The organism is Alphaproteobacteria bacterium PA2, assembly GCA_002256425.1.
Lineage (GTDB): Bacteria > Pseudomonadota > Alphaproteobacteria > Caulobacterales > Caulobacteraceae > Phenylobacterium.
The window spans coordinates 3,413,247-3,433,964 of record NKIZ01000001.1 but is presented as its reverse complement, the minus strand read 5'-3'; the positions used below and the strand labels follow the sequence as shown (position 1 = coordinate 3,433,964).

The following is a 20,718-nucleotide window of genomic DNA, read 5'->3' as shown; positions in this document are numbered from 1 at the left end:
CCCCTTATAGCCTTGGACAGGGCGGAAGGGCAGTATCGAGCGCATGAGCCTGCCACCCACAAGTCTCAAGGACATCATCAAGGGCCGGGTCCTGGCCTTCGACGCTGCCGCCCGGCCCTGGGCCAAGCGGTCACGGCTCAACGCCTTCGCCTATGAGTTCCTGTTGTTCGGCCTCAAGCAGGCCTGGGCCTGCCTGTTCGGCGGCGCCATGGTCTTCCTGCTGATCGCCAGCCACTTCCTCTGGCCGCATGACGCGGCCCTGTCGCGCTATGACTTCCTGGTCCTGGCGGCGGTAGTCCTGCAGGGCCTGTTCCTGGCCACGAAACTGGAGCGCTGGGACGAGGCCCTGGTCATACTGATCTTCCATGTGGTCGGCACGGCCATGGAAGTGTTCAAGACCGCCCACGGCTCATGGATCTATCCTGAGGCCTCCCTCCTGCGCATAGGCGGCGTGCCCCTGTTCTCGGGCTTCATGTACGCCGCCATAGGCAGTTACATCGCCCGCGCCTGGCGACTGTTCGAGATCAGGTTCGAGAACTATCCGCCCCTCTGGGGCCCCTGGCTGCTGGCCGTGCTCAGCTACATCAACTTCTTCAGCCACCACTACATGCCAGACATGCGTTGGGGCCTGTTCGCCTTTTCCGTGGTCCTGTTCGGACGGGCCAGCTTCCAGTTCACTCCGGACCTGAAACCCCGGCGCATGCCTATGCTGCTGGGTTTCGCCCTGGTCGCCCTCTTCATCTGGTTCGCCGAGAATGTCGGCACCTTCACCTCAACCTGGGTCTACCCCAACCAGGCCGACCACTGGCGCCTGGTCAGCCCGGCCAAGCTGGGCTCATGGTACCTGCTGATGATGCTGAGCTTCGTGTTGGTCTCGGTGGTGCACAGGCCGGAGGCGGTTGACCGGGACTAGTTTGTTCCCTGTTTGTTTCACGTGAAACAGGGTGCCATCGTCGCTGATTCTCCGGCTCTGGGCTGCAGACGTCCCAAAGCAATTTCTCCAACACGCGCTCGCCTCTTCAGGCTAGCGCTTTGGGGTCGAGGCTTGCCTGAGTTCCAGCTCCGCTGCCTTGAGGTTCTCCCTCAGACCTTGTGCAAGCTCCTGGTCATCAGGATTCAACATCAAACCTTTCTGAAAATAGGTGATCGCGCCCTTCAGATTCTTGTGCAGGCGTTGGCGAGGATTCTTAGGATCGATTGGCGTGTTGAGGGACATGCTGCCGGCGAGGAAGCACAATCTTGGATCTTCGACGTCGCAACCCCGTCCGAATGTTTCAACAGACTTCCAGTAGTTCTCCTCGATCGCAGGACCTGAGAGGTAATGAAATCCTAAAAATTCACAGGACTTGGCGCCACCCAGATCGCAGCCCATTTTGTTAAGTCTCGCGGCATGCTCAGCGCTTCCGTTGCGACCAGGGTCCGAAGCAATGATGTAGCCGGCCAGTGAACAGGCATAGGGCATGCCAAGCATGCAGGCTTTTTCCAGAAATAAGGCGGCTTTTTGATCGTCCCGCGCAAGCTTCTTCCCCCGACGAAGCATGTCTCCAAGATTGAAGCAGCTATAAGCCTCATCGTGTTCGCACCCCCGCAGATAGAGTGCTTTGGCGCGCTCAATATTGACCGGAATCAGGTCGCCGCGTCCTTCCGCATAGAAGACGCCGAGGTTCGTGCATCCATCATAGACGTCGCCCTCGCAGGCCTTTTCGTAAAGCCGAGCCGCATTCAACAGGTCAGGGGCGAGAAGTCCTTTGCCTTCTGCAAAGTTCACCCCGAGATTGAAACAGCCGAGGGCGTATCCGTTCTCGCAGGATTTCTTGAAGAAGGCATTTGCAATAAATGCGTTCTGAAATCCGGGCTGCGCCCGCATGTAGATCAGGCCCAGTCCCTTGCAGGCCGCTGCATGATCTGCTTCGCAAGCCTTTCCATATAGGGCCACAGCCTTCAGGGCGTCCGGTGCGGGGCCATAGATCGGGTCGTATTTAAGGGCCTCTTGGTAAGTGGCTTCCGCATCTGACTGGGCAACTGCCTCAGGAGCACAGGCCCCGAGGACCATTGCAGCTATGACAACTAGTATGTTTCGGGCGCGCATCCTGAGTTCCGTCAACAGGCACGTAATAGTGGTGAGGCCAATCCTATGCCCGTATTGGTCTTAATTTGTCGTGATCCCGACTGGCGAGCTGCTCTTAGGCCTCCTGTACCCCCTTGGGGAGCGGCAGGTCGGGACGGTAGTGCACAATCGCAGACGCAAACGCCCCGTGCCCATTGTAGAAGGCGTTCCAATGTATGCGGTGGCCGGTCGAGGATTCGACATACCAATAACCGCTTGCTGTGCGGCCACTGGAGACAAGTTCGCCCCAGGGAATAGTGGCGCGCGCAGTGCTTAAGGTCAGACCCAGCGTCCTGCAGGGGCCATCAAGGCTGTCGGCGTCCCACCTGATCAGGTGCCAATTGGTAAGTGACGGCGCCATGAATCCAGCCATAGCGAGGCCACAGACGACCCCGACTGCACCAATAAGCCAAGGTTCCATATTGAGCAGAGGAAAGCTTATAGCGGCAAAGAAAAGTCCTCCAAATACAAGGCTGCCCGCGCTCTTTCGATCTGGACGCATCGCGCCTTTATAGCGGTCGCCAGAATGCGGCTTAGCGACCAGGTATTCTAGATAAAACACTTTCCATGCCTCATTGGTCTTCAAACCGCTTGAGCGTCAGGAAAACTATCCAGCAACCTATGGGGGTTGTCTATTGGTCAAGAGGATCCAAGACGCTCGGTTACGATGAACTGTACGAAATAGGTCACCATGGGCGTCGGCAAATCGCCGATCTGACCCAGAACTTTCAAAGGGTAAGTCCGCGATCCGGGTGTGCTAGCTTTCTCGAAGCTGGCGCAGAGGTCAAAGGTAAGGCGGGATGGATGCGTTGCCAATGCAGCTCGAAAATCAGGACGTTGTGGGTTTCCTCACGGGGTTGAACACCGTCCGCGACGGCAACCTCGTTGGATTGTCAGTCTTGCCGGGCGAGTTTGAGTGGGATCCCGTGATCCAGCTGACATTCAACGTTCCTCAGGGAGCTCACGGCGACCACTACGTTCTGACCCTGCGTGGCGCCGTCAAATTCGAATACGCTTTCAACAGCCATAACATCCTGGACCAAATTGCATTCGTTAAGTGCCTTTGGACCGACGACGACAGATTCTACCTCTCGCTCGAACCTTGGAAGGAGAGCGAGCCGGTTGTTTCAGAGCAGGATGAGGATTGTTTCCTCGCGAATTCGGCCAGGCTCGTGGTCAGCCGTTCTGGCGCTACGGAGTAGGCGCCCCATTTTTCGGCATAACCTTGGATTCACGGACGATTTTCACCAATCCAGCGGCCCCAACATCAAATTCTGCACCAAGCAATTGCGGGCCGCCGCAGAGCAGGTTGAGTATTTCCATACCGGTGCTCGGTGACTTTGGGACCTTTGGCTCTGTGACCGCCGCCCTGACTCCCAAAAGTCTTTCGCCAGATTCTGAGTAATAGATGCGGTCAACCACGGCGATGGTGCCAGCCTTGCAGTCGCCCTCGAAGACTTCTTCGACAACTGACACGTTGCGAATTCTGAAGGTTGGGTAGACCGCATCGTCAGGCTGCTTCCAGGCGATCGCAAAGGTGGCGCGGGCGCTGTCCGGTCCGACCTTTTTCAAGGAGTTCTGGTCAAAGAAGACAGCCTGGGCCTCGTCGGCGTCGAGACTCCTCCATTGATGCGTGATCTGAGCCTTTGCTCCGGTCGTCGCCAGAAGTGAGAGGGCAAACGCGGGCGTCAAAAACATTCCAGCCATCCCCATCGCCCATCCTCCCGCTTACATTTCGCAGTTGGCCCCCAACTACCGCCTGTTCACAAAATCCAGGAACCGCTGCCGGAGCGTCGGGTCGGTCTTGAACACGCCAGTGAACTGCGTCGTGATGGTCGTCACATGGCGGTGGTGCAGTCCCCGTGTCGTCATGCACTGGTGGGCGGCGTCGATCAGGACGGCGACGCCGGCGGGGCGGAGGCTGTCGGTGATGGCGTCGGCGATCTGCTGGGTCATGGTCTCCTGGGTCTGGAGACGGCGGGCGAAGATCTCGACCACCTTGGCCAGCTTGGAAATGCCGACCACCCGGTTGGTGGGCATGTAGGCCACATAGGCCTTGCCCAGGAAGGGCGCCATGTGGTGCTCGCAGTGGCTCTCCACCTCGATCTCGCGGAGCATGACGATGTCGTCATAGCCCTGGACGTCCTCAAAGGTGCGGGACAATTCCTTGGCCGGGTCCATGGTATAGCCCTCAAACCAGTCGCCATAAGCGTCCACCACCCGCTTGGGGGTGTCGATGACGCCTTCCCGACGGGGGTCGTCGCCGGCCCAGGCGATCAGGGTGCGGACCGCCTCCATGGCTTCTTCCCGGGTGGGACGCTTCACGGCGTCGAGGGACCTGTCGCGGCTCGGAGCATCCATGGGGTCGTATCCATTCCAAAGTGGGCTTGATCGCGCCGGGGCGGGGGCCCCGAGAAGGAAACGCGAAACTGGCCGTCGATTTGCTGGCCGACCGCCGATAAAGCCCCGTGGCCTCCCGGCCCGGCAAACTGTATATGGGGCCAAAGCCTTGTCCGGCAACACTTACTCAGCGTCACGTTTTCAAAGAGTTTCATGACCCTTCACCTGTACGACACCCTGTCGCGATCCAAGCGACCCTTCGTTCCCGTCGATAGCAAGCGGGTGACGATGTATGTCTGCGGGCCAACGGTCTACAACTTCGCCCACATCGGCAACGCCCGGCCTGTGGTGGCCTTTGACGTCCTGTTCCGCCTGCTGCGCCACACCTATGGGCAGGACGCCGTGATCTATGCGGCCAATGTCACGGACGTGGATGACAAGATCAACGCCAAGGCTGCCGCCGAGGGCGTGCCCATCTCCACCATCACGGACCGCTATCTCGGTATCTATAACCAGGACATGGCGACCCTGGGCGCCCTGGCGCCCACCCATCAGCCCCGCGCCACCGAGACCATGGACGCCATCATCGCCATGATCGGGCGGCTGGTGGACAATGCCTCGGCATACGCCGCCGAGGGCCATGTCCTGTTCAACACCCAGACCTTCGCCGACTATGGCAAGCTGTCGGGCCACCCCATGGACGACATGATCGCCGGGGCCCGGGTGGATGTGGCGCCCTACAAGCAGCACCCCGCCGACTTCGTTCTCTGGAAGCCGTCCAAGCCCGGCGAGCCGGTGTGGGACAGCCCCTGGGGACCGGGCCGTCCTGGCTGGCACATCGAATGCTCGGCCATGATCGAGCAGACCCTGGGCCTGCCCATCGACATTCACGGGGGCGGCATCGACCTGCTGTTCCCGCACCACGAGAACGAAATGGCCCAGGGGGTCTGCGCCCATGGGGACCACTCGGTGGGCTATGCCAAGTACTGGATGCACAACGGCTTCCTGAACTTCGGCGACGAGAAGATGTCCAAGAGCCTGGGCAATGTGGTTCTGGTCCATGAGCTGATCGACCAGGTTCCCGGCGAGGCCCTGCGCTGGGCCCTGCTGGTGGGTCATTATCGGGCGCCCCTGGAATGGACGGCCGACCTGATCGAGCAGTCCAAGAAGGCCCTGGACCGGCTCTATGGCGCCCTGCGCCGGGCAGCCGATGTGCCGGCCGAGTCCACCGGCCCCAATGTGGAATTCATGGCGGCGCTGGAGGACGACTTGAACACCCCGGCCGCCATGGCCGAGCTGTTCGCCATGGCCACGGCCCTGGAAACCTCGAAGGGTGATGACCGCGCCTATGCCAAGGGCGAGCTGCTGGCCTCGGCCAACCTTCTGGGCTTCCTGTTCGCCGAGCCGGAATCCTGGTTCCAGGCCGGGGTGGACGACGCCCTGCGGGCTAAGATCGACGGCCTGATCGCCGAGCGGGTCGCGGCCCGGGCGGCCAAGGACTGGGCGGCGGCGGACCGCATCCGTAACGAACTCACCGACCTCAACGTAGAAGTCATGGACAATCCGACGGGCGCAACCTGGCGCATTAAGGCGCCGTCTTTAGGAGAGACCTGATGGGCTTCAATCCTCCGCAGATGTTCAAGGTGGGCGCCGGCTTCATGTTCGGCGGAAAGGCCGGGGCTGGGCCCATGAAGATCGAGAGCCGGATCGGCATAAAGGCGCCGGCCGAAGTGATCTGGGAGATCGCCTCGGACTTTGCGACCTGGTCAGACTGGAACCCCACCTACACCAAGGGGGCAGGAGAGCTGCGGATCGGGTCTCCCCTGGAATTCACCCTGGAACTGCCCGGCGAGCCGGCCCAGGTGATCAATCCCGTCCTGCTGGAATGGGTGCCGCTTGAGCAGATCCACTGGACCCTGAGCCTGGCCCGTGGCCTGGTGCGGACCGTCCGCTATATCGAGATCGAGGCCCTCAGCGAGTCCAGCTGCATTGTGTCGAACGGCGAGATCTTCGAGGGCCTGCTGGGCCCCGCCGCCGCCCGCACCAAGCGCCACGCCATCCGCCAGGGCTTCACCGCCATGAGCGAGGCCCTGGCCGCCCGGGCCGAGGCCCAGTGGCAGAACGGCGGCGGACGCTAGTGATCGACGACCTCTATTCGGCCAAACTGCTGAAGCTGGCGGCGAACCTGCCCCACCTTGGCCGGCTGGAGGCGCCTGAGGGCTCGTCGGAGAAGATCGCCAAGCTCTGTGGCAGCCGGATCGTGGTGGACGTGGCCCTGACCGACGGCCTGGTTTCGGACTTCAGGCAGGACGTGAAGGCCTGCGCCCTGGGCCAGGCCTCGGCCTCGATCCTGGGGTCAAACGTGCTGGGCGCCAGCCTTGCGGAGCTGGAGTTGGCCCGCGATCAGTTTTCCGCTATGCTTCGCGGCGGCGGACCTCCGCCCAACGGACGTTTCTCGGATCTCGCAATGCTCGCCCCAGTGAAGGACTATCCTGCCCGACACGCTTCGACCCTTCTGGCGTTCGAGGCTGCGGTGGACGCTGTTCGTCAGGCCAGCACCCGAACTCGCCGCGCCGGCGTCGCTTGATCGGGGTCTCCCGACCCACGATAATCGCGAGCCGGCATGAAAATCTACGAACTCTGCGTCAGGGGCGCCATACGCGCCTACAAGCTGACGCTCTCGCCCCTGATCGGGCGCCAGTGCCGCTATCTTCCGACCTGTTCGGAGTATGCGGAGCAGGCCCTGATCCGGCACGGTCCCTGGCGCGGCTCCATGCTGGCGGCGGGGCGCCTGTGTCGCTGTAATCCCTGGGGAGGATCGGGCTATGATCCGGTTCCCCCGCCGCGCGGTGAGACTCCTGATGGGACCTCCGCCCGGACATGGACGTGTGAAACATGATTGATCTGATTTTCCCCGACGGCTCCAAGCGCCAGTTCGAAGACGGCGTTTCGGGCCGGGACGTGGCGGCCTCCATCGCCAAGTCCCTCGAAAAGCGCGCCCTGCTGATCAAGCTGGACGGCGCCCTCTATGACCTCGACCGGGCCCTGCCCGGCGGCGGCGCCTTTGAAATCCTGACGCGGGAGAGCCCCGAGGCCCTAGACACCATCCGTCACGACGCCAGCCATGTGATGGCCGAAGCGGTGCAGGAGCTGTTCCCCGGCACCCAGGTGACCATCGGTCCGGCCATCGAGGACGGCTTCTATTACGACTTCGCCCGCGAAACGCCCTTCAGCCTGGATGATCTGGCCAAGATCGAACAGCGGATGAAGGAGATTGTCGACCGGGACGAGAAGATCGTCCGCGAGGTCTGGGACCGCAAGGAGGCCATCGCCCACTTCAAGTCGATCGGCGAGGACTACAAGGCCGAAATCATCTCCGATCTGCCGGGCGATGAGGTGATCACGGTCTATCGCCAGGGCCAGTGGAAGGACCTGTGCCTGGGGCCGCACCTGCCCTCGACCAAGCACGTGGGCAAGGCCTTCAAACTGACCAAGCTGGCCGGCGCCTACTGGCGGGGCGATCACCGCAACGCCCAGCTCCAGCGGATCTATGGCACGGCCTGGGCCTCCGAGGCCGACCTCGAGGCGCACCTGAAGCGCATTGAGGAAGCCGAGAAGCGCGACCACCGCCGGATCGGCCGGGCCATGGACCTCTTCCACCTGCAGGAAGAAGCCAAGGGCATGATCTTCTGGCACCCCAAGGGCTGGACCCTCTACCGGACCATCGAGGCCTATATGCGCCGCCGGCTGGATGTGGACGGCTATGTGGAGGTCAAGGCGCCGCAGATCATGGACCGTGGCCTGTGGGAGAAATCCGGCCACTGGGAAAAGTTCGGCCAGAACATGTTCACCTGCGAGACGACGGAGGGCGAAGAGCTGGCCGTCAAGCCGATGAACTGCCCCGGTCACGTGCAGATCTTCAATTATGGCCAGAAGAGCTATCGGGACCTGCCCCTGCGCATGGCCGAGTTCGGCGCCTGCCACCGGTTCGAGCCGTCGGGCGCCCTGCACGGCATCATGCGCCTGCGCGCCTTTACCCAGGACGACGCCCACATCTTCTGCCGCGAGGACCAGATCGAGGAGGAAACGACCAAGTTCGTGCGCCTGCTCAACTCGGTCTATGCCGACTTCGACCTGCAGCTGCACAGCGTCAAACTGGCCCTGCGGCCGGACCTGCGGGCCGGTACGGACGAGATCTGGGACATTGCCGAATCCAAGCTGGACCGCGCCGCCCGCCAGGCGGTGAACATGGAAGTCGAGCAGCTGCCCGGCGAAGGCGCCTTCTATGGCCCCAAGCTGGAATTCCACCTGCGCGACGCCATCGGCCGGACCTGGCAGTGCGGCACCCACCAGCTGGACTTCGTCCTGCCAGAGCGTCTGGACGCCGAATACACGGCGGAGGACGGCTCCAAGCAGAGGCCGGTCATGCTGCACAGGGCGATCTGCGGCTCCATGGAGCGGTTCATCGGCGTGGTGATCGAGAACTATGCCGGGGCCTTCCCCTTGTGGCTTGCGCCGACCCAGGTGGTGGTGGCGACCATTACGTCGGATGCGGCGGAGTTTGCGGAAAAGGCGGCGGCGGAACTGCGCGCGGCAGGCCTGCGGGTCGAGGTCGATCTTCGCAACGAGAAGATCAACTACAAGATCCGTGAGCACTCCCTGGCCAAGGCTCCGGTCATTGCGGTGGTTGGACGTCGGGAAGCCGAGGAGGGCAAGGTGGCCCTGCGGCGCCTGGGTTCGGATGGTCAGACCATTCTTTCCCTGGCCGAAGCCGTTAAGTCACTTGCCAGCGAAGCCTTGCCGCCTGATCTTGCCCGCAACGCGATCATTTCAGGGTCCGCCCCCTCCGGAGCGGTCACTGAGGAGGCCTGATGAACGGCATAGCCGCACCGATCGTCGCCGACATCGCCCAGGATACTGAGCGCTCGAAGCCAAAAGTCTCGGTGGTCATGGTGATCTACATGACCGGCGAGGCCATGACGGAGAGTCTTGCCTGTGTCCTGGCCGATTCCCGGGTGGACGAGCTGGTCGTGGTCGACAACGGGTCGTCGATCATCGAGGCGGCGCGGCTGAGGGGCTTTGCGGAAACTGATCCCCGGGTGGTGCTGGTCAATGGCCAGGGCAATGTGGGTTTCGCCAGGGGCGCCAATCTCGGCGCCCGACGGGCCACCGGCGATGTCCTGATCTTCCTGAACCCCGACGCCTTCCTTCAGACGGGCTGCGTCGGCGAGCTGATCTCGGCCATCGAGGGACGGCCCGTACCCTGCATCGTCGGCGGCCGGGTGCTGAATGCTGACGGCTCTGAACAGCGCGGCGCCCGTCGGGGGGACATCACCCTGATGAGCGCCCTGCTGAGCCTCAGCCACCTGGCCAAGAAGATCCCGGCCTGGCGGCGTTATGAGGTGCACTGGGAGCAGGAACTGCCGCCAGAGGGCGTGACCTCGATCCCGACCATTTCAGGCGCCTGCTTCTGCATGCGCCGGGAAGACTTCGAGGCCGTCCAGGGCTTTGACGAGAGCTATTTCCTGCACGTGGAGGACGTGGACCTTTGCTGGCGGGTGCGTCAGGCCGGCGGGGTCGTCCTGTTCCAGCCCAAGGCCGAGGTGGTCCACCTGGGCCATACCAGCCGCGCCAGCCCGATCCGGGTGGAGTTCCACAAGGGAGTGGGTCTTGCCCGGTTCTTCCGCAAGCGGGCCAGCACGGGCGGTCAGACCCTGGCGGCCTGGGTGCTCTCGCCCCTGATCGTGTTTACGGCGGTTATCCGGCCCTTGATGTGGCGGGTTCGGGGACGGGTGGCCTGACCGGGGACTGGGCGCACATCAGGTTCGCCGTGACCATCTGATCGATCCGCCGCCAGAGTTCGCCGATTTCCTGCCTGGCGATCGGATCATCGCTCTCCTCAACCGAGAAGCCGCGTTCCAGGGCGTTCTGGTAGGCGGCGCGGGTTCTCAGCATGACCGGGCAGACCGGCAGGCCCAGAAGTTCGAGGGCGCGTCTGGCCCGCTCCATGGCGGGCAGCTCGACGCCCCTGCGTGGAGACTGGGCCTGATTGACCACCAGGACGGCCGCCTTGCGCAGACGCCGTACGACCTCAACGCTCTGCAGGGCGGAGGCTATGTCCAGATAGGTCGGTCGTACGACGATCACGCACAGGTCTGACAGGGCGATGGCGCTGGCCATTTCGGCCTCATCGCCGGCAGGCGTATCGACGACCAGGGTGTCGACACCCTGACGGGCCGCGTTGGTTTTCAGAGCAAAGAGTTTGGCGCCCGTGGATTCCATCCGGTCGGGACCTGCCCGCTTCCTCGCCTTGAAGACCTCAAGGGCGGAACGCTGGGGATCCATGTCGGCAAGGAGGGTGCGCTGGCCCCGCAGATAGGCTGCAAGGGCCAGGTGGATCGATACGGTCGTTTTTCCGGCTCCGCCCTTGCGAGCGATGACAGCCACGGTGCGCAGGGCCATGGATCAGGCCTCCCGCAGCCAATGTGCGACAAATCACCGCACACGCCAAGATGAATCGAAAGCTACCTAGCCGGGAAAAAGTCCCGCCCGGGTGACCGAGGCGGCCGGCGCCTTGCCAAGGATCTCCGCCATCCATTTCGAGGTCTCGATCAGGGCGGAGATGTCATAGCCGGTTTCGAAGCCGGCCCGTTCCAGCATGTAGACCAGATCCTCGGTGCCGATGTTGCCCGTGGCGTCGGGGGCGAAGGGGCAGCCGCCCAGTCCGCCACAGCTGGCGTCCAGAATGGTCACCCCGGCTTCGATCCCGGCGAAGGCGTTGGCCAGGCCGGTATTGCGGGTGTCGTGGAAGTGCAGGCGCAGTGGGATGTCCCCCGTGACCTTGCGAACGGCCTCGACCCGGGCGCGGACCGTCCAGGGGTCGGCGACGCCAATGGTGTCGGCCAGGGCGATTTCAGAAACCCCGGTCGCCGCTGCATCCCGGGCCAGGGCGACCAGATGGTCCTGGCTGACCTCGCCGTCAAAGGGGCAGCCAAAGGCGACCGAGAAGGTGGCGGTGATGGGCGGGCCGCCCTCCGCCGCACGGCGGGCGGTGATTTCGGCCAGGGCGGTCATCTGCTCGGCGCTGGAGGCGCCCTGATTGCGGATGCCGAAACCGTCGGTGGCGCAGACCACGACATTGGCTTCGTCGCAGCCGGCGGCCACGGCCCGCTCCCAGCCGCGCATGTTGAGGACCAGGCCTATGCGGCTGTGGTTCACATCGGGAGCCAGGGCTGCAGACACCTCTTCGGCGCCGGCCATCTGCGGCACCCGCTTGGGGTTCACGAAGGAGACGGTTTCCATCCGCCGGGCGCCTGCAGCCTCCAGGCGGCGGATAAAGGCCACCCTCTGCTCCGGGCTGAGGCTGGTCTTCTCGTTCTGCAGGCCGTCCCGGGGGCCGACTTCAACAATCTCGATGAAACGGCTCACGGCCTTGTCTCCGGTTGGGGCGCATAGACGGTCAGGGTCATGTCGTCGCCATTGGAATAGTCCAGACCCTTGATCTCCCCGATCTTCCGGGGGGTCAGGCGTGCGGCCTTTACCAGGGTATCGAAGGCCGCCTGCTGCCGGGCTTCGATCACGGCCGGGCGGTTCTCGGCCAGGGCCTCTGCAGCTTCCTTTGCGTCCCCCAGCTGGGTGCGGGTGCCGACGGCGAAGACCAGGCTGGGTTCAGCATATCCTGCAACCGCGACAGGTCCAGGATAGACGCCCTGACGGGGCAGGAGATGGGCGCTGGCCAGCATGGCCTCGGTTCTCTGGGACAGGAGCAGGGGTTCGAGCCTGGGCGCCAGGGTTCCCACCAGGGCCGCATGCCCCAGAAGGCCAAGGGGCAGGGACAGGGCCAGGGCCTTCACCGCAGGACCGCGCAGCATGGCCCAGCCGCCGATCAGGCCAGCCGCCGCCAGAAGGAGGGCTGTGGCAAAGACAAAGGGAATGTCGCCGGGATCGCCATAGAGCTTGGCCAGATAGAGGACGACGGCCGCCAGCAGGACACCGATCAGGGCCTGCAGTCCTGCGCCAAGGCGCTGGGCCAGGGCTCCCATGGGCCGGGTCACGGCCGCAGCCGCCAGCCAGGCCAGGGCGCCGTAGCAGGGCAGGGCGTAATGGGAGAGCTTGGTGGGCGTGAGCTCGAAGACCAGCCAGGCCGGGACCAGCCAGCAGAGGGCGAAGCGGACCCCCGGCTCATGTCTGGCGCGCCATCCCAGGGCCAGGGCCGCCGGCAGGAGCAGGGTCGCCGGGAAGGTCTGAATGAAGGCGACCAGGGTGTGATAGCCGGGCGGGCCCCCATGGCTTTCCTGTCCACCCGCCAGCTTGGGCGCCAGATCACCGACTATGGCCGCATTCCAGAAGGCGCCGTCCGTGGCGACGGTCACCGCCCAGGCCCAGGGCCCGACGATGGTAAAGAACAGGATCAGGCCCCAGGCCCATCCCAGGCGGGCGATCCAGCCGGCCTTGCGATCCCAGGCCCAGAGCGCCAGCAGGGTCAGGCCCGCCACCATGGGCGTGATCGGTCCCTTGACCAGGGTTCCGAGCCCCATGGCTGTCCAGAAGAGGATTCTGGTCCCGCGGCGGGCTGCAGGCCCTCCGTGCTCGGCGGCGTAGAGGCGGGCAAGGCAGGCCAGGGCCAGGGTGGTGGCGCCAGCCAGGACCGCATCGGTCTTGGCGATGAAGGCTTCTGTAGACAGCAGGAAGCCCGAGGCCAGAAGGGCGCCGGCGATCAATCCTGCCCGATCGCCGAAAAAGGCGGCGGCGCCCCAGGCGCAGGCGGCGGCGGCGATCATGGCGCCCAGCAGGGAGGGCAGGCGGTAGGCCCAGATCTGGCGGGCCTCCGGCGATGAGACCAGGGAAACGCTGGCCGCCTGCAGCCAGTATATGCCCACCGGCTTCTTGAACCGGGGCTGGTCCTGGTAGCGGATCACGACAAAGTCGTTCTGCTCCAGCATCTGGGTTGTGGCCTGGGTGAACCGGCTTTCGTCCCGGTCGAGGGGCGGCATGGCCAGGAGACCGGGCAGTCCGGCGACCAGGGCGATCAGGGCGGCCAGGGTCGGCCCGCGCCAGCTGCGGCTCCACCGCGAAAGGGCGGCGGCCAGGTCATAGTCATCGAAGAATTTCATCAATCCCATGGACCGCTTGATAGCACGATCCTTTCGTCCGCCCATGTTTGCGCTATTAGGTAGTATGGCTAAATCGACCCCTGCTGATCAAATCGACATCTCTGTTGTCGTCCCGGTGTTTGACGAAGAAGGCGCTGCGCCGGATCTTGCGCGGGAAATCGCCGCCGCCTTCGCCGGGCGGAACTATGAAATGGTGTTTGTCGATGACCGGAGCCGGGACCAGACCCGGAAGGTCCTGACCGACCTCAAGGCCGAGATTCCCCAGCTGAGGGTCCTGGCCCACCAGGCCAACAGTGGTCAGAGCCGCGCTGTCCGCACCGGCATTCTGGGGGCCCGGGGCGCCGTGATCGTCACCCTGGACGGCGACGGACAGAATGACCCGGCTGATGGTCCGAAGCTGGTCGACGCCCTGCTGGCGGGCGGAGCGAACCTGGCCCTGGTGGGCGGCGAGCGGGTCAAACGGCAGGACAGCCTGGCCAAGAAGTTCGCCTCGCGGTTCGGCAATGGCGTGCGCAAACGCCTGCTGAAGGATACGGCCAATGACACGGGCTGCGGCCTCAAGGCCTTCAGGCGGGAGGCCTTCCTGCGGCTTCCCTATTTTGATCACATCCACCGCTACATTCCGGCCCTGATGCTGCGGGAGGGTTATGAAGTGGCCTTCCTGCCGGTGAACCATCGCCATCGCCAGACGGGCGCTTCGAAGTACACAAATCTGGGCCGTCTGTGGGCCTCGCTGTCAGACCTGTTCGGCGTCATGTGGCTGCAGAGCCGTGCGCGGAACCCCAGGGATGTCACCGAACTCTGACCCCGTTTGCGGCCGGCCGCAAAACAGGTAACCCTATGGCTTGAACGGAGCGTGATCGCGCGCTTCAAGGATTGGACCCTCGGTTCAGAGGCTCACGGATGTTTGCGGCGTTTCCCCTTCTGGCCCTGCCGGTGGTCATCTACAATCTGCTGGCCCTGACCTTCACCCAGGGGTTCAAGGCGGCGGACGCCAGTTCACGGCTGACCCAGCCCCTGTTTTCCATTTCCATGACCAGTCGGGTGGAATGGCCGATCAGCTCGGGGGATCTGGTCCTGGCTGTGGCCCTGATCGTGCTCTTCATCGAACTGCTGAAGTCGACCACCAGCCACAAGGTGGTGATCGTCAATCACGCCCTGTCCATGCTGCTGTTTGTGGCCTGCCTGGTGGAATTCCTGCTGGCTCCGGCCTTCGCGACCTCGACCTTCTTCCTGCTCACCCTGATGGTGGTCCTGGATGTGCTGGCCGGCTTCATCGTGACCATCTCGACCGCCCGACGGGAAATCGACTTCAACAATGACCGGGGATAATGCCGCGCCCTAGGTAAAGGCCGTGAAGATCAGGGTGACCACGGCGATATCGATGATCCGTGTGATGAGAGCGGCCATGGGGTGTCCCGAAGCGAAGGTTCGCTAAGGGAGACAGCAAGACTCGGGCCAACGGGCAGGCCAGGCCCAGGGGCCGGAATGAAGCCCCTCTCAGGCCGGGATCAAGGCGGATCAGGCGTTTTTCGCCGGGCCCATCGGGACCGACGGCGGCAAAATTGCCTCCCAGGCGATCTAGACGTCGGTCTTCTTGACGCCGCCCTTGCGGGTGCGCCGGTCGACAGGTCCCGACCATTCCGTGGAGGCGTAAGCCGTATGGGCGGCGCCGATCACCTGTGGACCGCCGCGCAGGCCGCGCTTCTGACCGTCCTGCCCCATCAGCTGGGCCTTGAACACCGAAGCGCTGTCCGTGGCCTGTTCCGGCTCATGGGTGACCACCGGGCCCGTGACCACGGGCAGGCTGCGGTCTTCTGCGACCTCATTGGCGGATTCCACCGCGTCGCGCTTCGGGCGAAGGGTTCGCCGGGAGCGGCCGGTATTCCGGATGGGATCAATGGGCGACGTCATCGCAGCAGACCCTGACGGTGTTTGGTTAAAAGTCCCTCGACCTCAAGACTTCGAAGCCAGCTTTTCAATCTGGGCCGACATTTCCTCCATGCGGCGCTTCAGATCCGAAAGGGTGTCGTCGGTCTGGGCCGCCGGAGCGGGTTCAGGCGCCTTGGCGGGCGATGCGGCGTCGAAGCGGCCCGGCGTGAAGGGGCTGAACATCTTCATGGCCCGGTCAAACAGCGCCATGTTCTGACGGATCTGTTCCTCATAGAGGCCAAGACCGCCGGTCTGGCTGAGGCCGGAGAACTGGCTGCGCATGCGCTCCTGCTGCTCGGCGAAGGTCGACAGGGACAGTTCCAGATAGGAGGGCAGGAAGGCCTGCATGGAATTGCCATAGAAGCCGATCAGCTGACGCAGGAACTGGATGGGCAGGAGGTTCTGACCGTCCCGTCCTTCCTCTTCCACGATGATCTGGGTCAGGACCGAGCGGGTGATGTCCTCATTGGTCTTGGCGTCATAGACCACGAAGTGGACATCCTGCTTCACCATCTCGGACAGATGGTCGAGGGTCACATAGGAGCTGGACGCCGTATTGTAGAGACGGCGGTTGGCGTACTTCTTGATGACGACGCGATCGTCGGGCGATTTGCCGGTCTTTGGGTCCGCCATGGCTGCTCCTCTTGAGATTCCATCCCGATCGGGACCATTCTTGCACTGCAGTATCGCGGATGCGAGCGCGTTCGCAAAGTGCGGGAAAAACAAGAAGTCGGATTCCCGCACTTGCCCATTCCCCGGGGGTTCTAAATAGATAGGGGGAACCGCAAAAAGGATCTCCTCATGACTGATGTCGTCATTGTCTCGGCCGCCCGTACGCCGGTCGGTTCTTTCAACGGAGCCCTCTCCACCCTGCCCGCCCACGAACTGGGCAAGACCGCGATCCTGGCGGCCATTGACCGGGCGGGCATCGCCGCCGCGGACGTCGATGAAGTCATCATGGGCCAGGTCCTTCAGGCCGGCGCCGGCCAAGGTCCCGCCCGCCAGGCAGCCGTGAACGCCGGCATTCCGGTTGAGAGCCCGGCCTGGAGCCTGAACCAGCTGTGCGGCTCGGGTCTGCGGGCTGTCGCCCTGGGCGCCCAGCAGATTGCCGACGGCTCGGTCAGCATTGTCATTGCCGGCGGTCAGGAGAGCATGAGCCAGGCGCCCCACGCCGCCAGCCTGCGGGTCGGGACCAAGATGGGCGACATGGCCATGGTCGACACCATGATCCGCGACGGCCTGATCGACGCCTTCCACGGCTATCACATGGGCGTCACCGCCGAGAACATCGCCTCGCGTTGGCAGATCACCCGGGAAGAGCAGGACCAGTTCGCCGTCGCCAGCCAGAACAAGGCCGAGGCCGCCCAGAAGGCCGGCAAGTTCGCCGGCGAAATCGCCCCGGTCACCATCAAGGGCCGCAAGGGCGACGTGGTGGTCGATCAGGACGAATACATCCGACATGGCGCCACCCTCGACAGTGTGTCGGGCCTGCGCCCGGCCTTCAACAAGGAAGGCTCTGTCACCGCCGCCAACGCCTCGGGCCTCAACGACGGCGCCGCCGCCCTGGTGCTGATGAGCGCTTATGAAGCCGCCCGCCGTGGCCTTGCGCCCCTGGCCCGCATCGCCTCCTGGGCCTCGGCAGGCGTTGCGCCCGACATCATGGGAACGGGCCCGATCCCCGCCAGCCGCAAGGCCCTGGAAAAGGCCGGCTGGTCCGTCAGCGACCTGGACCTTGTGGAGTCCAACGAAGCCTTTGCAGCCCAGTCCATCTGCGTGGTCCGGGACCTTGGTCTCGATCCCGCCAAGGTCAATGTGAACGGCGGCGCCATCGCCATCGGCCACCCCATCGGCGCCTCGGGCGCGCGCATCCTCACTACCCTTGTCCACGAGCTGAAGCGTTCGGGCGGCAAGAAGGGTCTGGCGACCCTCTGCGTCGGCGGCGGCATGGGCGTGGCCATGTGTATCGAGGCGCTCTAGGGCCGTCTCGGCGACAACAACAGACAGATTGGGAGCGACGACATGGGCAGGGTTGCGTTTGTTACCGGCGGAACGCGTGGCATTGGCCGGGCGATCTGCGAGCGTCTCAAGGCCGATGGCATGGCGGTTGCGGCCGGCTATTCCGGCAATGAGGAGGCCGCCGCCGCCTGTGCAAAGGAACTTGGCGTCATGGTGGTCAAGGGCAATGTCGGTAATTTCGACGACTGCGCCCGCGCCATCGAGGCGGTGACGGCGGAACTGGGTCCGGTGGATGTGCTGGTGAACAATGCCGGCATTACCCGGGACGGCGTCTTCCACAAGATGCGCCCCGAGCAATGGTCCGAAGTGATCCGGGTCAATATGGACTCGGTCTTCAACATGACCCGTCACGTCATTGAAGGCATGCGTGAGCGTGAGTGGGGCCGGATCATCAACATCTCGTCCATCAACGGCCAGAAGGGCCAGATGGGTCAGACCAATTATTCGGCCGCCAAGGCCGGCGTGATCGGCTTCACCAAGGCCCTGGCCCTGGAGAACGCCCGCAAGGGCGTGACCGTGAACTGCATCTGCCCCGGCTATATCGACACCGAAATGGTTCAGGCCGTGCCGGAGAACGTTCTGGCCGCCATTATTGGCCAGATCCCGGTCGGGCGTCTGGGGCGCGGCGACGAGATCGCCGACATGGTGGCCTTCCTGGCCGGCGAGCACGCAGGCTATGTCACGGGGTCCACCCTGTCCCTGAACGGCGGGCAATACATGGCGGGCTAGATTCTTTGACCGGGGTCCAAAAACCGCCCAAGTCAAAGACTAGACGCCGTCCCCTGATGTCTGTCCCCTCGACATATCCGGCCCGACGGATGGCGGCGCTCGCCGCCCTCACCGCCGTGTGCCTTGGGTCGTCAGCCAACGCCCTGGAGCCCGGCGCCCTGCGCGAAAGCCTGTTCGGCGCCAGGCCTTCAGCCGCGGATCCCCGGGCGGCCCAGCCTGTGGCGCGCTATGTCAGCCAGGAGGGCGACGTCTTTGTCCTGGATCGCAGCCAGCCGCGCCCGCTCCTGAAGTTCGACGACAATCCGGAGGTCTGGGTCCTGCGTCCCCAGCTCGCCCCTCGCGGCGATGTCCTCTACATGAATGATCTGGGCGAACCGGTCCTTCGGGCGACCCGTCTCGGCGGCCTGACCCTGTTCACCAATGACAGGCCTGGCGGCACCGCCGCCGCCGCGGCTGGGGCAGGGCAGACCCTGCGCCTGGCCCAGCTGGGCCCTCAGCAACTGCTTGAACGCCTGGCCCAGGCCAGCGCCCGGGCGACCCGGGCGGCCCGCCGTCTGATTCCCTTTGAAGCCGACGCCTCGCCTGGCTCTTCAGCCCTGACCGCCGACGCAGCCATGATCGCCGCCGAGGCCATTATCCGGATCTCCAAGCGCCCGGACGCCAAGGTGGTCCTTTCGAAAATCGGCAAGGTCCGCCTTGTGGAGGGCCGTAAGGCCCAGGCGCAGATCAGCCGCGGCGTTGTCCAGATTACAGTGTCACCCCGGGACGGCCTGGCTGGCCGGCCATCCTCCGACAGGATCATTGCGACCGCAGAGGGTCACTGATCCAGGGGTTCAGCCCTTGAAGTTGTCCTTCGCCGTCCGGATGGCCGCAAAGGCCTCGTGCGGTGCAAGCCCGGGACGCAGGACCGGCGCCCGCAGGAAGGGATTGGTGGCCTTTTCGATCCCGATGGTGCTGGGGACAGTCCATTCGTCCCGGCTCCGTTTGTCGAAGATCTCGTCCGTCCGGGCTTTCACGGCCGGATCCGGATCCACTGACAGGGCGAAGCGGGCGTTGGACGCCGTATACTCGTGGGCGCAGTAGACCCTGGTGTCATCGGGCAGGGCGGCCAGGCGCTGGAGGCTGTCCCAGAACTGGGGCGCCGTTCCTTCGAACATCCGGCCGCAGCCCAGGGCGAACAGGGTGTCTCCCACAAAGGCCGTGTGGTCAGGGGCAGAATAAAAGGCCACGTGCTGCAGGGTGTGGCCACCGGATTCGATGACCTGGAAGGTGGTTTCACCGAGTGTGACCGTATCTCCGCCGCTGACCTTGCGGTCGACCGGCGACAGGCGCTCCACCTCGGCCGGGCCGACCACTTCACAGCCCGTAGCCGCCTTGATCTCTTCGTTTCCGCCCGCGTGGTCGGCGTGCCAGTGGGTGTTGAGGATCAGGGCCAGTTTCCAGCCCAGCTTGTCCAGTTCCCCCAGTATGACCTTGGCGTCCGGCGTATCGATGCAGGCGGCCAGGCCTGTGGCGTCGTCGCGGACCAGATAGCCGTAATTGTCGGACAGGCAGGGGAACTGGTAGACAGTGATCGACATGGTCGCCTCGGCGGATTGCAATTAATCTCCTAGGTAAGGCTCGCGAACGGCCTCGACTAGGCCTAACTCTACGGCATGCGTCGCGATGTCCTTGAGCTCCGCCAGTTCTACGCCTCACGCCTGGGCCGGATCGCCCGGGAAATGACGGCGCGCAAGGTTGCGGAAATCTGGGATGGCGCCCGGGGCCTCGACGTCCTTGGAGTCGGCTACGCCACCCCGTTTCTGGGCCCCCTCAAGGACAGCGCCCGTCGGGTGATCGCCGCCATGCCCGCCCAGCAGGGGGTGGAGGTCTGGCCTGGACGCGCGCCAAATCTGGCGGCCCTGACAGGTGAGGACAGCCTGCCATTCCGAAATGCGATGTTTGACCGGATTCTGCTGGTCCACGCCCTTGAGGAAAGCCCCGATCCCCTGGCCATGCTGCGGGAGGTCTGGCGTGTCATGGCGCCTTCCGGCCGCGTGGTCGTTGTGGTCGCCGCCCGGAACGGTCCCTGGGCCAATTCAGAGTCCACGCCCTTTGGCCATGGCCGCCCCTTCAGCCGTCATCAGCTGGCGGACCTGCTGAGGGACGCAGAACTTGAGCCGTCGGGCTGGACCCGCGCCCTCTATGCGCCGCCCATTGAATGGATGGTCGGCTGGGCCGAGGGCTTTGAGCAGGCCGGCTCGCGGGTCTGGCCCAGCTTTTCGGGTCTGGTCCTGATGGAAGCGGTGAAGCAGACCTTCGCCGTCAAGCCCCGCGGCCAGCGTGTTCGTGCGCCCCTGTCCCGCCCCGTCCTCAGCCCGGCGCCCGTCGGGCGGGCGCCAGTGTCCCTGGGCCGGTCGAATGACGACCTTTAGGCCTAAATCAAGGATGGTCGGGATTGATCAGCATAGACACACTTGGAGTCCGGTTCGGATCGCCCTA

At 64.2% G+C, this 20,718-nt stretch carries 24 protein-coding genes; 14 read left to right on the top strand and 10 right to left on the bottom strand.

Annotation, left to right across the window (positions count from 1 at the left end; all coding sequences use genetic code 11):
- Positions 1-43 precede the first annotated feature (43 nt).
- Entirely contained in the window at positions 44-913 is an 870-nt protein-coding gene (locus CFE28_16455) for a hypothetical protein (protein OYU71439.1), read from the top strand.
- A 111-nt stretch (positions 914-1,024) separates the two neighbouring features.
- Here CFE28_16455 and CFE28_16450 read toward each other — a convergent pair whose 3' ends face one another.
- A complete protein-coding gene (locus tag CFE28_16450; protein OYU71438.1) occupies positions 1,025-2,089 on the bottom strand; it encodes a hypothetical protein in 1,065 nt (354 codons plus the stop codon).
- A 94-nt stretch (positions 2,090-2,183) separates the two neighbouring features.
- Complete coding sequence (locus CFE28_16445; protein ID OYU71437.1) at positions 2,184-2,693, bottom strand: hypothetical protein; 510 nt, start codon at positions 2,691-2,693, stop codon at positions 2,184-2,186.
- Positions 2,694-2,907: 214 nt separating this feature from the next.
- Here CFE28_16445 and CFE28_16440 point away from each other — a divergent pair, with 214 nt between their 5' ends.
- Positions 2,908-3,309, top strand: a complete 402-nt coding sequence (locus CFE28_16440) for a hypothetical protein (protein ID OYU71436.1) — start codon at positions 2,908-2,910, stop codon at positions 3,307-3,309.
- Here CFE28_16440 and CFE28_16435 read toward each other — a convergent pair.
- Both CFE28_16435 and folE read right to left on the bottom strand, forming a co-directional pair.
- A complete protein-coding gene (locus tag CFE28_16435) occupies positions 3,299-3,820 on the bottom strand; it encodes a hypothetical protein (protein ID OYU71435.1) in 522 nt (173 codons plus the stop codon). The two genes, CFE28_16440 and CFE28_16435, sit on opposite strands and share 11 nt — an antisense overlap.
- Before the next feature lie 39 nt (positions 3,821-3,859).
- Entirely contained in the window at positions 3,860-4,468 is a 609-nt protein-coding gene (gene folE, locus CFE28_16430; GenBank protein OYU71434.1) for a GTP cyclohydrolase I FolE, read from the bottom strand.
- Positions 4,469-4,660: 192 nt separating this feature from the next.
- Here folE and CFE28_16425 point away from each other — a divergent pair, with 192 nt between their 5' ends.
- The 6 genes from CFE28_16425 to CFE28_16400 all read left to right on the top strand — a co-directional run bounded on the left by CFE28_16425 (position 4,661) and on the right by CFE28_16400 (position 10,248).
- A complete protein-coding gene (locus CFE28_16425; protein OYU71433.1) occupies positions 4,661-6,061 on the top strand; it encodes a cysteine--tRNA ligase in 1,401 nt (466 codons plus the stop codon).
- An 80-nt stretch (positions 6,062-6,141) separates the two neighbouring features.
- Positions 6,142-6,585 (top strand): cyclase, encoded by a 444-nt coding sequence (locus CFE28_16420; GenBank protein ID OYU71774.1) that lies wholly within the window; start codon positions 6,142-6,144, stop codon positions 6,583-6,585.
- Entirely contained in the window at positions 6,585-7,034 is a 450-nt protein-coding gene (locus CFE28_16415; GenBank protein ID OYU71432.1) for an iron-sulfur cluster assembly scaffold protein, read from the top strand. The genes CFE28_16420 and CFE28_16415 overlap by 1 nt, the downstream gene beginning before the upstream one ends.
- A 36-nt stretch (positions 7,035-7,070) precedes the next feature.
- On the top strand, positions 7,071-7,346 hold the full coding sequence (locus tag CFE28_16410) for a membrane protein insertion efficiency factor YidD (GenBank protein ID OYU71431.1): 276 nt from the start codon (positions 7,071-7,073) through the stop codon (positions 7,344-7,346).
- On the top strand, positions 7,343-9,319 hold the full coding sequence (locus CFE28_16405) for a threonine--tRNA ligase (protein ID OYU71430.1): 1,977 nt from the start codon (positions 7,343-7,345) through the stop codon (positions 9,317-9,319). Before CFE28_16410 ends, CFE28_16405 begins: the two co-directional genes overlap by 4 nt.
- Complete coding sequence (locus tag CFE28_16400) at positions 9,319-10,248, top strand: glycosyl transferase (protein OYU71429.1); 930 nt, start codon at positions 9,319-9,321, stop codon at positions 10,246-10,248. Before CFE28_16405 ends, CFE28_16400 begins: the two co-directional genes overlap by 1 nt.
- Here CFE28_16400 and CFE28_16395 read toward each other — a convergent pair.
- The 3 genes from CFE28_16395 to CFE28_16385 all read right to left on the bottom strand — a co-directional run bounded on the left by CFE28_16395 (position 10,205) and on the right by CFE28_16385 (position 13,560).
- The gene (locus CFE28_16395; GenBank protein OYU71773.1) at positions 10,205-10,903 is read right to left on the bottom strand and encodes a chromosome partitioning protein ParA; all 699 of its coding nucleotides are present in this window, start codon (positions 10,901-10,903) and stop codon (positions 10,205-10,207) included. The two genes, CFE28_16400 and CFE28_16395, sit on opposite strands and share 44 nt — an antisense overlap.
- 72 nt (positions 10,904-10,975) lie before the next feature.
- A complete protein-coding gene (locus CFE28_16390; protein ID OYU71428.1) occupies positions 10,976-11,875 on the bottom strand; it encodes a hydroxymethylglutaryl-CoA lyase in 900 nt (299 codons plus the stop codon).
- Positions 11,872-13,560: a 4-amino-4-deoxy-L-arabinose transferase gene (locus tag CFE28_16385; GenBank protein ID OYU71427.1), complete on the bottom strand. Its 1,689-nt coding sequence runs from the start codon at positions 13,558-13,560 to the stop codon at positions 11,872-11,874. Before CFE28_16385 ends, CFE28_16390 begins: the two co-directional genes overlap by 4 nt.
- A gap of 64 nt (positions 13,561-13,624) precedes the next feature.
- On the opposite strand from CFE28_16385, the gene CFE28_16380 reads away from it, so the two are divergent.
- Both CFE28_16380 and CFE28_16375 read left to right on the top strand, forming a co-directional pair.
- Positions 13,625-14,365: a dolichol-phosphate mannosyltransferase gene (locus CFE28_16380; GenBank protein ID OYU71426.1), complete on the top strand. Its 741-nt coding sequence runs from the start codon at positions 13,625-13,627 to the stop codon at positions 14,363-14,365.
- A gap of 98 nt (positions 14,366-14,463) precedes the next feature.
- Positions 14,464-14,892, top strand: a complete 429-nt coding sequence (locus CFE28_16375; GenBank protein ID OYU71425.1) for a hypothetical protein — start codon at positions 14,464-14,466, stop codon at positions 14,890-14,892.
- Positions 14,893-15,141: 249 nt separating this feature from the next.
- Here CFE28_16375 and CFE28_16370 read toward each other — a convergent pair whose 3' ends face one another.
- Together CFE28_16370 and phaR are read right to left on the bottom strand one after the other, a co-directional pair.
- Positions 15,142-15,474: a hypothetical protein gene (locus tag CFE28_16370; protein ID OYU71424.1), complete on the bottom strand. Its 333-nt coding sequence runs from the start codon at positions 15,472-15,474 to the stop codon at positions 15,142-15,144.
- Positions 15,475-15,516: 42 nt separating this feature from the next.
- Positions 15,517-16,125 (bottom strand): polyhydroxyalkanoate synthesis repressor PhaR, encoded by a 609-nt coding sequence (gene phaR / locus CFE28_16365; GenBank protein ID OYU71423.1) that lies wholly within the window; start codon positions 16,123-16,125, stop codon positions 15,517-15,519.
- A 168-nt stretch (positions 16,126-16,293) separates the two neighbouring features.
- Between phaR and CFE28_16360 the strand changes: the two genes are divergently transcribed.
- Genes CFE28_16360 through CFE28_16350 form a run of 3 tightly spaced genes read left to right on the top strand, consistent with a single transcriptional unit; the run spans position 16,294 to position 19,061 of the window.
- Complete coding sequence (locus CFE28_16360; GenBank protein OYU71422.1) at positions 16,294-17,469, top strand: acetyl-CoA acetyltransferase; 1,176 nt, start codon at positions 16,294-16,296, stop codon at positions 17,467-17,469.
- A gap of 42 nt (positions 17,470-17,511) precedes the next feature.
- The gene (locus CFE28_16355) at positions 17,512-18,237 is read left to right on the top strand and encodes a beta-ketoacyl-ACP reductase (GenBank protein ID OYU71421.1); all 726 of its coding nucleotides are present in this window, start codon (positions 17,512-17,514) and stop codon (positions 18,235-18,237) included.
- 56 nt (positions 18,238-18,293) lie between these two features.
- The gene (locus CFE28_16350) at positions 18,294-19,061 is read left to right on the top strand and encodes a DUF4908 domain-containing protein (GenBank protein ID OYU71420.1); all 768 of its coding nucleotides are present in this window, start codon (positions 18,294-18,296) and stop codon (positions 19,059-19,061) included.
- Positions 19,062-19,070: 9 nt separating this feature from the next.
- On the opposite strand, the gene gloB is transcribed toward CFE28_16350, so the two are convergent.
- A complete protein-coding gene (gene gloB / locus CFE28_16345; protein OYU71772.1) occupies positions 19,071-19,817 on the bottom strand; it encodes a hydroxyacylglutathione hydrolase in 747 nt (248 codons plus the stop codon).
- Positions 19,818-19,892: 75 nt separating this feature from the next.
- Here gloB and CFE28_16340 point away from each other — a divergent pair, with 75 nt between their 5' ends.
- Positions 19,893-20,651, top strand: a complete 759-nt coding sequence (locus CFE28_16340; protein ID OYU71419.1) for a methyltransferase type 11 — start codon at positions 19,893-19,895, stop codon at positions 20,649-20,651.
- Positions 20,652-20,718: the final 67 nt, after the last annotated feature.